This is a genomic window from Desulfuromonas acetexigens (assembly GCF_900111775.1).
GTDB classification, from domain to species: domain Bacteria; phylum Desulfobacterota; class Desulfuromonadia; order Desulfuromonadales; family Trichloromonadaceae; genus Trichloromonas; species Trichloromonas acetexigens.
The window spans coordinates 194,195-207,723 of record NZ_FOJJ01000001.1 but is presented as its reverse complement, the minus strand read 5'-3'; the positions used below and the strand labels follow the sequence as shown (position 1 = coordinate 207,723).

General features: G+C 61.8%; 9 protein-coding genes. All 9 read left to right on the top strand.

The annotated features are described in order from the left end of the window. Window positions 1-45: 45 nt before the first annotated feature. The 9 genes from BQ4888_RS00945 to BQ4888_RS00905 all read left to right on the top strand — a co-directional run bounded on the left by BQ4888_RS00945 (window position 46) and on the right by BQ4888_RS00905 (window position 13,529). Window positions 46-618, top strand: coding sequence for a TetR/AcrR family transcriptional regulator (locus BQ4888_RS00945; protein WP_092052488.1), 573 nt, complete (start codon window positions 46-48; stop codon window positions 616-618). Window positions 619-725: 107 nt separating this feature from the next. Then, complete coding sequence (locus BQ4888_RS00940; RefSeq protein ID WP_092052487.1) at window positions 726-1,916, top strand: efflux RND transporter periplasmic adaptor subunit; 1,191 nt, start codon at window positions 726-728, stop codon at window positions 1,914-1,916. Window positions 1,917-1,997: 81 nt separating this feature from the next. Next, window positions 1,998-5,150, top strand: a complete 3,153-nt coding sequence (locus BQ4888_RS00935; protein ID WP_092052484.1) for an efflux RND transporter permease subunit — start codon at window positions 1,998-2,000, stop codon at window positions 5,148-5,150. A 1-nt stretch (window position 5,151) separates the two neighbouring features. Next, window positions 5,152-6,564, top strand: a complete 1,413-nt coding sequence (adeC, locus tag BQ4888_RS00930; protein ID WP_092052482.1) for an AdeC/AdeK/OprM family multidrug efflux complex outer membrane factor — start codon at window positions 5,152-5,154, stop codon at window positions 6,562-6,564. A gap of 25 nt (window positions 6,565-6,589) precedes the next feature. Next, complete coding sequence (locus BQ4888_RS00925) at window positions 6,590-7,660, top strand: HlyD family secretion protein (protein WP_092052480.1); 1,071 nt, start codon at window positions 6,590-6,592, stop codon at window positions 7,658-7,660. Then, complete coding sequence (rbbA, locus tag BQ4888_RS00920) at window positions 7,657-10,437, top strand: ribosome-associated ATPase/putative transporter RbbA (protein ID WP_092052478.1); 2,781 nt, start codon at window positions 7,657-7,659, stop codon at window positions 10,435-10,437. The genes BQ4888_RS00925 and rbbA overlap by 4 nt, the downstream gene beginning before the upstream one ends. A 2-nt stretch (window positions 10,438-10,439) precedes the next feature. After that, entirely contained in the window at window positions 10,440-11,561 is a 1,122-nt protein-coding gene (locus BQ4888_RS00915) for an ABC transporter permease (RefSeq protein WP_092052475.1), read from the top strand. A 71-nt stretch (window positions 11,562-11,632) separates the two neighbouring features. Next, entirely contained in the window at window positions 11,633-12,286 is a 654-nt protein-coding gene (locus BQ4888_RS00910; RefSeq protein WP_092052473.1) for a flavodoxin family protein, read from the top strand. Window positions 12,287-12,389: 103 nt separating this feature from the next. Then, window positions 12,390-13,529, top strand: coding sequence for an ABC transporter permease (locus BQ4888_RS00905; RefSeq protein WP_092052471.1), 1,140 nt, complete (start codon window positions 12,390-12,392; stop codon window positions 13,527-13,529).

The following is a 13,529-nucleotide window of genomic DNA, read 5'->3' as shown; positions in this document are numbered from 1 at the left end:
GTTGATTATCCGCACCTGCTTAACCAAGAGAAAAGGCCACCACATATGAAAGCAACAAACAAACGGGAAACTATTCTTCATGTCGCCAAGGAACTCATCGCCGTCAACGGCTTCCACGGCACGACCATGGCCATGATCGCCGACAAGGCCGGTATCGCCACGGGAACGATCTACCGCTACTTCACCGGCAAGGACGAGCTGATCAACGAACTGCACCGGGAACTGAATGACCGGTTGTTGCGCTCCCTGATGCAGGATTATCCCCTGGGGGAGCCGATGCATGAGCGCTTTCTCTATATCGGCCGCTACTTTGTCCATTACTGCCTGGCCGCCCCCTTCGATTTCAGTTTTTTGGAACAGTTTCACAATTCCCCCTACGGGGTCGCCTATCGCCGGGAACTGGTCTCGAACGAAAAGACGCGGGGTCCAATCGACGAACTGCTCGACGAGGCCGCCCGGGAGGGGATCATCAAAACACTCCCCCGCACAGTCCTGACCGCACTGATCTTCGGTCCGCTGATTGGTGTTATTCGCGACCATATCCTTGGCTTCAACCGCCTAGACGAAGAGACCATCTCGCGTACCGCCGAAGCCTGCTGGGACGCTATTCGCATTTGAACAGTGTCGGAAAAGAGAGTAGTCTTTTTCGGCTCTGATTTTGAACCCACATCATTTCCACCTTACCGGACCGTCACCGGCAAGCAGCCTTCTACAAGGACCACACCATGAAAATCCATGACAAATCCCGATTGTTGATCGCCGGGCTCTGTGCCCTGTTGTTACTTCTGAGTGGTTGTAAGAAAGAGACGGCTGCGCCGGCCGCACCGCTCCAGGCACCTCCGCCGGAAGTGGGAATCATGGTGGTGCAGCCCCAGGCCGTGCGCCTGACCAGCGAGCTGCCGGGGCGCACCTCGCCCCGCCTGATCGCCGAGGTGCGGCCGCAGGTCGGTGGCATCATCCAGAAGCGGCTCTTCACCGAAGGAACCGACGTCAAGGCCGGGCAAGTTCTCTATCAAATCGATCCTGCGCTTTATCGTGCCGAGGTCGCCCGCGCCGAAGCCGCCCTGACCCGCGACATGGCCAACGTCACCTCCATCCGCCAGCGCTTCGAGCGCTATCGCGAACTGGTCAAGATCAACGCCGTCAGCCAACAGGATTACGACGACACCAGCGCCGCCCTGCGCCAGGCCGAGGCCGAGATCGAAGTGGCCAAGGCGGCGTTGCAGACGGCGCGTATCAATCTTGACTACACCACGGTCAAAGCGCCAATTTCCGGGCGTATCGGCCGTTCCTCCGTGACCGACGGCGCCCTCGTCACGGCCGAACAACCCCAGCCCCTGGCCGTCATCCAGCAGCTCGACACCATCTACGTCGATGTCGTCCAGACCACCTCCGAACTGCTCAGTCTTAAGCGCAACATCGACAGCGGCCTGCTGCGCGGGGGGGACCGGGCCAAGGTCGACCTGCTGCTCGAAGACGGCACCGCCTACCCCTCGGCCGGGGAACTGAAATTCTCGGAAGTCACCGTCGACCAGAGCACCGGCTCGGTCACCTTGCGGGCGATCTTCCCCAATCCCGACCATATGCTCCTTCCCGGCATGTTTGTGCGCGCCATCGTCACCGAGGGGGTCAACGACCAAGCGATCCTGGTGCCGCAACGGGGGGTGAACCGCAACCCCGCCGGGGACGCCACGGTTATGACCGTCAATGGCGAAGAAAAGGTCGAGCCGCGCGTCATCCAGGTCGTCCGCACGGTGGACGAACAATGGCTGGTATCCGGCGGCCTGCAGGAGGGTGACCGCGTCATCCTTGAAGGCCTCCAGAAAGCCCGGCCGGGGACGCCGGTAAAAACCTATATTTTCGGGAAACCCGCCGAGGAAACGCCGCCAGCACCCACCGCCGAGGCAAAGGAATAATCCCCCCCTGCCCTATTTTTAGCAAAGATGGAGCGCGGCGGCCTTAGCTTTTAGTTTCAATATTTTCAAGGAGTTTTCCCCATGTCCCGGTTTTTCATAAACAGACCGATCTTCGCCTGGGTTCTCGCCATCATGGTCATGCTGGCGGGCCTGCTGGCGCTCAAAACCCTGCCGGTCTCCCAGTATCCCCCCATCGCGCCGCCGCAGATCAGCATCAACGCCATGTATCCCGGAGCATCCGCCCAGACCGTACAGGATACGGTCACCCAGGTGATCGAGCAGAAACTCAACGGCATCGACAACCTGATCTACATGTCCTCGACTAGCGACTCAGCCGGCGCCGTTGCGATCAACCTGACCTTCAAGGCCGGCACCGACCCGAACATCGCCCAGGTGCAGGTGCAGAACAAACTCCAGCTTGCAACTCCCCTTTTGCCCCAGGTCGTGCAGAAACAGGGGATTCAGGTGGTCAAGTCGACCAAGAACTTCCTGGTCATCGTCGGCCTGATCTCCGAAGACGGTTCCATGAACCGTTACCAGCTGACCGACTACATGGTGGCCAACGTCCAGGATCTCATCAGCCGGACGGAAGGGGTCGGCGAGGTCATGGTCTTCGGCTCCCAGAACGCCATGCGCATCTGGATCGATCCGACCAAGCTGAACAACTACCGCATGACCACGAACGATGTGATCGCCGCCCTGGAATCCCAGAACGCCCAGGTTTCCGCCGGACAGTTCGGCGGCATGCCGGCGCTCCCCGGCCAGCAGCTCAACGCCACCATCACCGCCCGCACCCTGCTGCAAACCCCCGATGATTTCAACAACATCATCCTGCGCACCAACCCCGACGGCTCGGCCGTGCGGCTCAAGGATGTGGGCGAAGCCCGGATCGGAACCGAGAATTACGACATCGCCGCCCGCTACAAAGGATTGCCCATGGGCGGCATGGCCATTCGCCTGGCCGCCGGCGCCAACGCCCTCGATACCGTCGAGGGGGTTAAAAGCAAGATGGAAGAGCTTTCCCGCTACTTCCCGGCGGGGATGGAGGTCGTTTATCCCTACGACACCACCCCTTATGTCGAAGTCTCCATCAAGGAAGTGGTGCGGACCCTGATCGAGGCGGTCTTTCTCGTCTTTGTCATCATGTTCCTCTTTTTGCAGAACATCCGCGCGACCCTGATTCCCACCATCGCCGTCCCCGTCGTTCTGCTCGGGACCATGGGCGTCCTTTCGGCCGCCGGCTTTTCCATCAACACCCTGACCATGTTCGCCCTGGTCATCGTCATCGGCCTGCTGGTCGACGACGCCATCGTCGTCGTCGAAAACGTCGAACGGATCATGTCCGATGAGGGGCTTTCCCCCCATGACGCCACCGTCAAATCGATGGGGCAGATCACCGGCGCCCTGGTCGGCATCGCCACGGTCCTTTCCGCTGTCTTTTTGCCCATGGCCTTTTTCGGCGGCTCGACCGGGGTCATCTACCGACAGTTCTCCATCACCATCATCTCGGCGATGATCCTCTCGGTCATGGTCGCGTTGATCCTGACCCCGGCCCTCTGCTCCACATTGCTCAAACCGGTACCGAAAGGACACGAAGCCCATGAAAGCGGCTGGTTCAGCGGCTTCTTCCGCTTCTTCAATAAGGCCTTCAACTTCGGCCGGGGGAAATATGAAAGAATCGTCGGCCGCTCCTTCGGCAAGCCGCTCCGCTACCTGGTCGTCTACGGCGCCATCGTCGCGGTCATGGCCTACTTTTTTGTCCGTCTGCCCACCGCCTTCCTCCCCGACGAGGACCAGGGCTTCATCATCTGCCAGATCCAGCTCCCCGCTGGTGCGGCGCAGAGCCGCACCATCGACGTTATCGAGCAGATCGAAAAACATTTTCTCGAAAATGAGACCGAGACGGTCGAGGCGCTGGTGACCGTAGCCGGCTTCAGCTTCGCCGGGGGCGGGCAAAACATGGGTCTGGCTTTCATCAAGCTCAAGGACTGGGATCTGCGTCAAACCCCCGAGCTGCGGGCTCCAGCTATCGCCGGCCGGGCGATGCAGGCCTTTTCCCAAATCCGCGACGGTCTCGCCTTCGCCTTCTCGCCACCGGCGGTGGTAGAGCTGGGGCAGGCCAACGGCTTCGACTTCATGCTCCAGGACCGCGGCGGCCTCGGCCATGCCCAGCTGATGGAAGCCCGCAACCAGTTGCTCGGCATGGCCATGCAGAACCCCAAGCTGACCGCCGTGCGTCCCAACGGCCAGGACGATTCCCCCCAGTTCAAACTCGATATCGACGATGTCCGCGCCGGCTCCCTCGGTGTTTCCTTCGCGGACATCAACAGCGTGCTGGGGACCGCCTGGGGGAGTGCCTACATTAACGACTTCATCGAAAACGGTCGGGTCAAGAAGGTCTACGTGCAGGCCGCCCCCGAATTCCGCATGCTGCCGGAAGACATCAACCGTTGGTATATCATGAACAACAAACGGGAGATGGTCCCTTTCTCGGCCTTCTCCACCGCCCACTGGGAATACGGTTCCCCGCGGCTGGAACGCTACAACGGCATTCCCGCCATGGAGATCATGGGCCAGGCGGCGCCTGGGGTGAGTACCGGCGAAGCGATGGACGAAATGGAGAAGATGGCCGCGCAGCTTCCGCCCGGCATCGGTTTTGAATGGACCGGCCTTTCCTACGAAGAAAAACTGGCCGGAGCCCAGGCCCCGGCTCTCTACGCCATCTCCCTGTTGGTCGTTTTTCTCGCTGTGGCGGCCCTCTACGAGAGCTGGACCATTCCTTTCGTCAACCTGCTCATGCTCCCCCTGGGCCTGGTCGGCGCGGTCACAGCGGTCACCCTGCGCGGTCTGCCCAACGACGTCTATCTGCAGATCGGCCTTTTGACCACCATCGGCCTTTCCACCAAGAACGCCATTCTGATCATCCAGTTCATCAAGGAACTGATGCATCAGGGGCACGATCTGGTGGAGGCCACTCTGATGGCGGTGAAGATCCGGCTGCGGCCGGTCATCATGACCTCGCTCGCCTTCTTCTTCGGCACGCTTCCCCTGGCCCTGACCAAAGGGGCCGGTTCGGCGGCGCAGAACGCCATCGGCACCGCCGTCACCGGCGGGCTCCTGTCGGCGACCTTTATCGACCTGCTCTTTATCCCCTTCTTCTTCGTCCTGATTTCACGGATCTTCGGACGCCAAAAGAAGACGGCGGTCGCCACCCAACCTCTGGAGGTGCATTGATATGACGCGCGCTACCACCAACCTTATCCTGATTATGGGAGTCTTCATCCTGACGGCGGGCTGCGCCAGCATGGCCCCCGACTATAAACAACCGGAACTCCCCGTGGCTGAAGCCTGGCCGCAAGGGGAAGCCTATAGCGAGGCCACGGACGGCCCAACGGCGGCGGAACTGCCCTGGCGGGAATTTTTCCGCGACGAGCGCCTGCAACAACTCATCGAACTGGCGCTGGAAAACAACCGCGACCTGCGCGTCGCCGCCCTCAATATCGAGCGGGCCCGCGCCCAGTATCGCATCCAGCGGAGCGATCTCTTCCCCGACATCGGCGCCGGCGGTAGCTTCAACCGCCAGCGGCAGCCGGATATCACCGGCTTCGGACGGGTCATGCATTTCGAGCAGTACGGGGTCAACCTGGGGCTGGCTTCCTGGGAGCTCGACTTCTTCGGCCGCATCCGTTCCCTCAAGGAACAGGCGCTGGAGTCCTACTTCGCCACCGAGGAAGCCCGCCGCGCCGCCCGCATCGCCCTGGTCGGCGACGTCGCCAACGCTTATCTGAATCTGGCCGCCGATCGCGAACGCCAGGCCCTGGCCCGGGAAACCCTGGCCAGCCACCAATCGACCTATGATCTGACTCAACGCCGCTTCGAACTGGGCGTCGCCAGCGCCCTGGAAGTGCGCCAGGCGCAGACCAGCGTAGAAGGGACAAAGGTCGATATTTCACGTTTCACCTCGCTGATCGCCGAGGATGAAAACGCCCTGCGCCTGCTCATCGGCGGCGAGCTTCCGGAGACGCTGCTGCCGGCGGCCCCGCTCAAGACGGCCACAGCCTTAAGCCCCCTTTCCGCCGGTATGCCTTCGGAGGTAATGTTGCAGCGCCCGGACATTCTTGCCGTCGAACATCGCCTGAAAGGGGCCAACGCCAATATCGGCGCCGCCCGCGCCGCCTTCTATCCGCGCATCTCGTTGACCACCAACGGCGGCTTCGCCAGCACCGAACTGTCCGATCTCTTTACCAGCGATGCCCGCGCCTGGGCTTTCAGCCCGCGCATCGACATCCCGATTTTCACCGCCGGTCGCCTCCAGGCCCAGCTGGAAACGGCCGAGATCGACCGGGACATCCTCATCAACCAATACGAAGGCGCCATCCAGACGGCCTTCCGCGAAGTCGCCGACACCCTCGCCCGCCGGGGAACGATCGACGAACAGCTCCAGGCCCAGAGGGCGCTGGTCGAAGCGACCAGCGAAACCTATCGCCTTTCGGAAACCCGCTTCGATAAGGGGATCGACAGCTTCCTCCAGGTTCTCGACGCCCAACGGGCCCTCTACGGCGCCCAGCAGAACCTGATCAACATTGAACTGGCCGACCTCGCCAGCCAGGTCAACCTCTACAAGGTGCTCGGCGGCGGATCGAAGTAGGCCCCTTAGGCAAAAGGTCTTTCCCATGATTCCTGCAAAAAAATGGCTGCTCGGCAACGGCTTTCTGCTGATTCTGGTCGCAGTCGCGGCGGGCGCGGTATGGAAATACAATCAAAAGGATGAACCGGTCGGCCTTGTCAGCGGCAACGGCCGCATCGAGGCGGTGGAGATCGATATCGCCACCAAACTTCCCGGACGGATCGGGGATGTGCTGGTGCGCGAAGGGGATTTCGTCACCGCCGGCCAGGTGCTGGCGGTGATGGACACCGAGGCGCTTTCCGCGCAATTGCGCCAGGCCGAGGCCCAGTTGCGGCAAACCCACAGTTCCGTGGCCACGGCCCAAAGCCAACTGGCCCAGCGTCACAGTGAAAAAGCGGCGGCCCTCGCCTATGTCAAGCAACGTCAGGCCGATCTCGACAACGCCCGCAACCACGCCCGGCGCTCGGCGGCACTGGTCGCCGAAGGCGCCATCTCCCGGCAAACGGCTCAGGACGACGCGAGCCGGGTGCTCAGCGCCGAAGCCGCCCTCGCTTCGGCCCGCGCCCAGGTTTCCGCCGCCGAAGCCGCCATCGCCACGGCCGAAGCCCAGGTCATCGGCGCCCAATCGACCATCGAAGCGGCCCAGGCGACGATCGAACGCATTCAGGCGGATCTCGACGACAGCACCCTCAAGTCTCCCCGTGACGGGCGCGTTCAGTACCGTATCGCCCACCCCGGCGAGGTCCTCGGTGCCGGCGGTCGGGTTCTCAGCCTGGTCGATCTGAGCGATGTCTACATGACCTTCTTTCTCCCCACCGCCGCCGCCGGACGCATTGCCCTGGGGAGCGAGGTCCGGCTGGTTCTCGACGCCGCCCCCCAGCATGTGATTCCCGCCCAGATCTCCTTTATTTCCGATGTCGCCCAGTTCACCCCGAAAACAGTGGAAACGGCCAGCGAGCGGGAGAAACTCATGTTCCGGGTGCGCGCCCAGCTTCCCGTCGAACTGTTGAAAAAATACATCACCCAGGTCAAGACCGGCCTGCCGGGGATGGCTTATGTGCTCATTGACCCGCAAGCGCAGTGGCCGGAAAATCTGCGGGTGACCGTGTCGCCATGACCTCCCCGGCGCCCTCCGGCGAGATCAGCAAGACGCCTCCGGTCGCACAACTGCGCGATGTTTCCCTGCGCTACAAAAAGACCCAGGCCTTGGATTCCATTTCCCTCGACCTGCCGAGCGGCGGCATGGTCGGCTTTATCGGCCCGGACGGCGTCGGCAAATCGAGTCTTTTCTCCCTGATCGCCGGGGCCCGCGCCATCCAGACCGGCAGCATCGATGTACTCGGCGGCGACATGGCCGACCGCCACCACCGCCGTCAGGTCTGTCCCCGAGTCGCCTACATGCCCCAGGGCCTCGGCAAGAATCTCTATCCCACCCTCTCAGTCTACGAAAATGCCGAGTTTTTCGGTCGGCTCTTCGGCCAGGACCGCCAGGAGCGGCAGGATCGCATTGACGATCTGCTCGCCGCCACCGGCCTCTCCCCTTTCGCCGGGCGCCCCGCCGGCAAACTCTCCGGCGGCATGAAACAGAAACTCGGTCTCTGCTGCGCCCTGATCCACGATCCCGATCTGCTCATTCTCGACGAGCCGACCACCGGCGTCGACCCCCTCTCCCGTCGTCAATTCTGGGAACTGATCGAACGCATCCGCCACAATCGCCCGGGAATGAGCGTCCTGGTCGCCACCGCCTACATGGAGGAAGCGGCCCGCTTCGACTGGCTGGTCGCCATGAACGGCGGGCGTGTCCTCGCTACCGGCACCCCGGCCGAACTCCTCGAGCGTACCGGCGGCGAGAGCCTCGAAGAAGCCTTTATCGCCCTTCTTCCCGAGGCCCAGCGGGAGAGCTACGAGCCGATCGTCATCCCCCCCCGAAATACCGACGAGGACGGCCAGACAGCGATCGAGGCGCAGGGATTGACCATGCGGTTCGGCGACTTTACCGCCGTCGATCATGTCGATTTTCGCATTTTGCGCGGGGAAATCTTCGGTTTTCTCGGTTCGAACGGTTGCGGCAAGACGACCACCATGAAGATCCTCACCGGACTTCTCCCCGCCACCGAAGGAGAAGCCCGGCTCTTCGGCCACAAGGTGAACGCTCACGATATCGAAACCCGGCGCCGGGTCGGTTACATGACCCAGGGATTTTCTCTTTACAGCGAGCTGACGGTACGCCAGAACCTGGTGCTGCACGCCCGGCTCTTTCGCATGCCCGAAGAAAAAATCCCGGAGCGGGTGGAGGAGATGGCAGAACGTTTCGGCCTGATCGGGATCATGGAGAGTCTCCCCGATGCGCTCCCCTTGGGCCAGCGGCAACGCCTTTCCCTGGCGGTGGCGATGATTCACGCCCCGGAAATGCTCATTCTCGATGAACCGACCTCGGGGGTCGACCCGGTGGCGCGGGACGGCTTCTGGCGAATCATGATCGATCTGGCGCGGCGGGAGAAGGTCACCATTTTCATCTCCACCCACTTCATGAATGAAGCGCTGCGCTGCGATCGGATCTCCCTGATGCATGCCGGCAAGGTGCTGGTCAGCGACGCGCCGCGAGCGTTGATGGAAAAACGTGGCGCGGCGACCTTGGAGGAAGCCTTCATCAGCTATCTGGAAGAGGCCTCCGCCGGCCCGGAAAGCGCCGCCTCACCACCGCCCGAAAAGGCTCTACCGACGCCGCCCGCGCCGTCACGAGAGAGACAGCATCATCCCGCCGGCTTCTTCAGCCTCCGCCGTCTGCTCAGTTACACCCGCCGCGAATCCCTGGAGCTGCGCCGCGACCCGATCCGCCTCACCCTGGCCCTGCTCGGCACCCTGATCCTCATGTTCGTCATCGGCTACGGCGTCAACATGGATGTGGAGGATCTGACCTTTGCCGTCCTCGATCGCGATCAATCCGCCCTGAGCCGTGATTATGCCTTGAATCTTTCCGGTTCCCGCTATTTCATCGAACATGCGCCGATCCGTGATTATGCCGACATGGACCGACGGATGCGGGCCGGCGAAATCAGTCTGGCCATCGAAATCCCCCCGGGCTTCGGCCGCGATCTGCGGCGGGGGAGCGCGGTCGCCATCGGCGCCTGGATCGACGGAGCGATGCCGCAAAGGGCCGAAACGGTGCGCGGATACGCGCAGGGCATGCACGCCCATTGGCTGGCGTCTGTCAGCCGTCAGGCCCGAGGCGAAGCCTCTACGTCCGGTACGGTCAACATTGAGACCCGCTTTCGCTACAACCCGGACGTCAAGAGCTTGCCCTCCATGGTCCCGGCGGTGATTCCCCTTTTGCTGATGATGATTCCGGCCATGCTTACCGCCCTTTCCGTGGTGCGGGAAAAAGAGCTCGGTTCCATCGTCAACCTCTACGTCACTCCCGTTACCCGTCTGGAGTTTCTGCTCGGCAAGCAGATCCCCTATCTGGCCCTGGCGATGCTCAACTTCCTGCTGCTGACGGCTTTGGCCGTCTTCGTCTTCAAGGTACCGATCACCGGCAGTTTCACCGCTTTGAGTACCGGTGCTCTGTTGTATGTCTGCGCCGCCACCACCCTGGGGATGGTGATTTCGACCTTCATGCGCAGCCAGATTGCCGCCATATTCGGCACGGCGATTCTCACCATTTTGCCGGCGGTGCAGTTTTCCGGCATGCTCGATCCGGTTTCCTCCCTGGAGGGGGCCGGGGCTGTGATCGGAAAGATCTATCCGACCACCCATTTTCTCACCATCGCCCGAGGAACCTTCTCGAAAGCCCTCGGTTTCGCCGATCTGCAGGCGTCCTTCATCCCCCTGCTCTTGGCCGTCCCTATCCTCATCGGACTGGGTGCCGTCCTGCTCAAGAAACAGGAGCGTTGATCATGGGCCTCGCCAACATCCGCCATCTCGGCGTCAAGGAACTGCGCGGGCTGCTGCGTGACCCGATGATGCTCTTTCTCATCGTCTACGCCTTCACCTTTGCCGTCTACTCCGGCGCCACGGCCATGCCCGAAACCCTGCACAAGGCGCCGATCGCCATCGTCGACGAAGACCATTCACCCCTTTCCCGGCGCATCGCCGATGCCTTTTATCCCCCGCGCTTCCTTCCGCCGATTCTTATCGACCAAACGCGGATGGATGCGCGGATGGATGCCGGCCTCGACACCTTCGCCCTCAACATTCCTCCCAATTTCCAGCGTGATCTCCTTTCCGGGCGCGCCGCCACGGTGCAACTCAACGTCGACGCCACACGCATGAGCCAGGCCTTTACCGGCAATGGCTACATCCAGTTCATCATCAACGATGAAGTGAACGCTTTTCTGCGCGGCTACCAGGCCTCGACCCTTCCCCCCGTCGAACTGGCCCTGCGCGCCCGCTTCAACCCCGAGCTGAACAAAACCTGGTTCGGCGCGGTGATGAAGGTCATCGACAACGTCACCATGCTCTCCATCATCCTCACCGGCGCCGCGCTGCTGCGGGAGCGGGAACACGGTACCGTCGAACATCTGCTGGTGATGCCGGTCACCCCTTTTGAAATCATGGCCGCCAAGATCTGGTCCATGGCCCTGGTCGTTCTGCTCGCCACCGCCGCCTCGTTGATTCTGGTCGTGGAAGGACTGTTGCAGGTTCCCATCGAGGGTTCGATTCTGCTTTTTCTCCTCGGCACCGGGCTGCATCTTTTCGCCACCACCTCCCTCGGCATTTTTCTCGGCACCCTCGCCCGCTCTATGCCCCAGTTCGGGCTGCTGATGATGCTCTTTCTGCTCCCCTTGCAGATTCTCTCCGGCGGCACCACCCCCCGCGAGAGCATGCCCGACTTCATCCAGTACCTGATGATGAGCGCACCCAACACCCATTTCGTCATGCTCGCCCAGGCGATCCTCTACCGGGGCGCCGGTCTGTCCGTCGTCTGGCCGCAATTCGTGGCCCTGGCGCTGATCGGCACCGTCCTGTTTTTCCTCTCTTTGGCCCGCTTCCGCAAAACTCTCGGGACAATGGCTTGAAAACGGTGAGTGTTGGGCTTTACTTGTTAATGAACTGAGCGGCTATCGACCGCATTAAAAGGAGAAAACGGATGAAGGTTATCGGCATCAACGGCAGTCCGCGGAAGCAATGGAACACCGCCAGCCTCGTGGCGAAGGCCCTGGAAGGAGCGGCAGCGCAAGGGGCGAGCACGGAACTCTTTCATCTTTACGATCTCAACTTCAAGGGGTGTATAAGCTGCTTCGCCTGTAAAACGCGGGGCGGCAAGAGCTACGGCAAATGCGTCCTCAATGACGACCTGGCGCCCATACTGGAAAAAATCGCTTCCGCCGACGCCCTCGTCATCGGTTCGCCGATCTACTTCGGCACGGTCACCGGCGAGACGCGCAGTTTTATCGAACGCCTGCTCTTTCCCTATCTCACCTATACGGTCCCCTACGGCACCCTCTTCCCGAAAAAAATCAAGACTGGTCTCATCTACACCATGAATGTCCCGGAAAAAGTGAGCAAGGAATACGGCTACGAACAGATCTTCAATACCAGTGAGCGCTATATGCAGATGCTCCTTGGCTCCGCCGAGACGCTGTGCGCTTTCGACACCTGCCAGGTGGACGATTATTCGAAATATGTGATCGAAAGCTTCGATCCCGACCACAAAGCCCGGCGCCGGGCAGAGGTCTTGCCGCTGGAGTGCGACCGGGCCTTCGCGCTGGGACAGCGCCTGGTTGCGGGCGACGGGGCATGATCTTCATGACGGACAAAATTCCACGACGAACAGGGGTTTTGTCCGTTGTCGCATCTGATAGACTAATCAGGCCTCCACGCGGATTTGATACAGAAGGAAACCCGTGACGATCTCCGAGACCATCGATAATCCTCCAGACCTTATCCGTCTCACGGACGACACTCTCCATCTGCGCCTGGCCGGCGACTGGCTGGCGGGGAGTCTTCCCCTCACCCTTCGCGAAGTGGAGGACGCGTTGTCCGGAAAGACTCCGGGTAGCATCCGCTTCGAAACGAAGGATCTGCAAACCTGGGACAGCGGCCTGCTCACCTTTCTCATCGCCCTGAAAAAGCTCTGCGATGCCCGGGAGATCGCCTTCGACGACGGGAATCTTCCCGACGGCGCCCGGCGCCTGCTGGCGTTGGCTTCAGCCGTTCCTGAGCAGCAGGCCGGTAAAGGCTCGTCGCGAGCGCCCTTGCTTGAACGGGTGGCCGACCGGGCGCTTGCCGCCTGGAAGTCCGTCGTCGACATGCTCGATTTTCTCGGCGAAGTCACTCTCGCCTGCGGTCGCCTGCTCACTGGGCGGGCGCGCTTCCGCCGTTCCGATCTCTGGGCGATCATGCGCGAATGCGGCGCCGACGCCCTGCCCATCGTCTCCCTCATCAGCGCTCTGGTGGGGCTGATCTTCGCCTTCGTCGGGGCGGTGCAGCTCTCCATGTTCGGCGCCGAAATCTATGTCGCCAGTCTGGTCGCCATCGCCGTTGTCCGGGTCATGGGAGCGATCATGACCGGCATCATCATGGCCGGCCGAACCGGCGCCGCCTTTGCCGCCCGCATCGGCACCATGCAGGTCAACGAAGAGATCGACGCCCTCGCCACCCTCGGCATCTCACCTATCGATTTCCTCGTTCTGCCCCGCATTATCGCCCTGGTGGTGATGATGCCGCTGCTCTGCCTCTATGCCGACCTGATGGGGATTCTCGGGGGGCTGGCCGTCGGCGTCTTCATGCTCGATCTGAATTTGGGGGAATATCTGGAAATGACCAAGCTGGCGGTGGGGCTCAAGGATTTCTGGATCGGCCTCTTTCACAGTGCCGTCTTCGGCGTGCTGGTCGCCCTCTCCGGCTGCCTGCGCGGCCTGCAATGCGGACGCAGCGCCTCGGCCGTGGGGGATGCGGCGACCTCGGCGGTCGTCACCGGTATCGTCAACATCATCGTGGCGACGGCGGTCATTACCGTCATCTGCAATATTTTGGGGATCTGA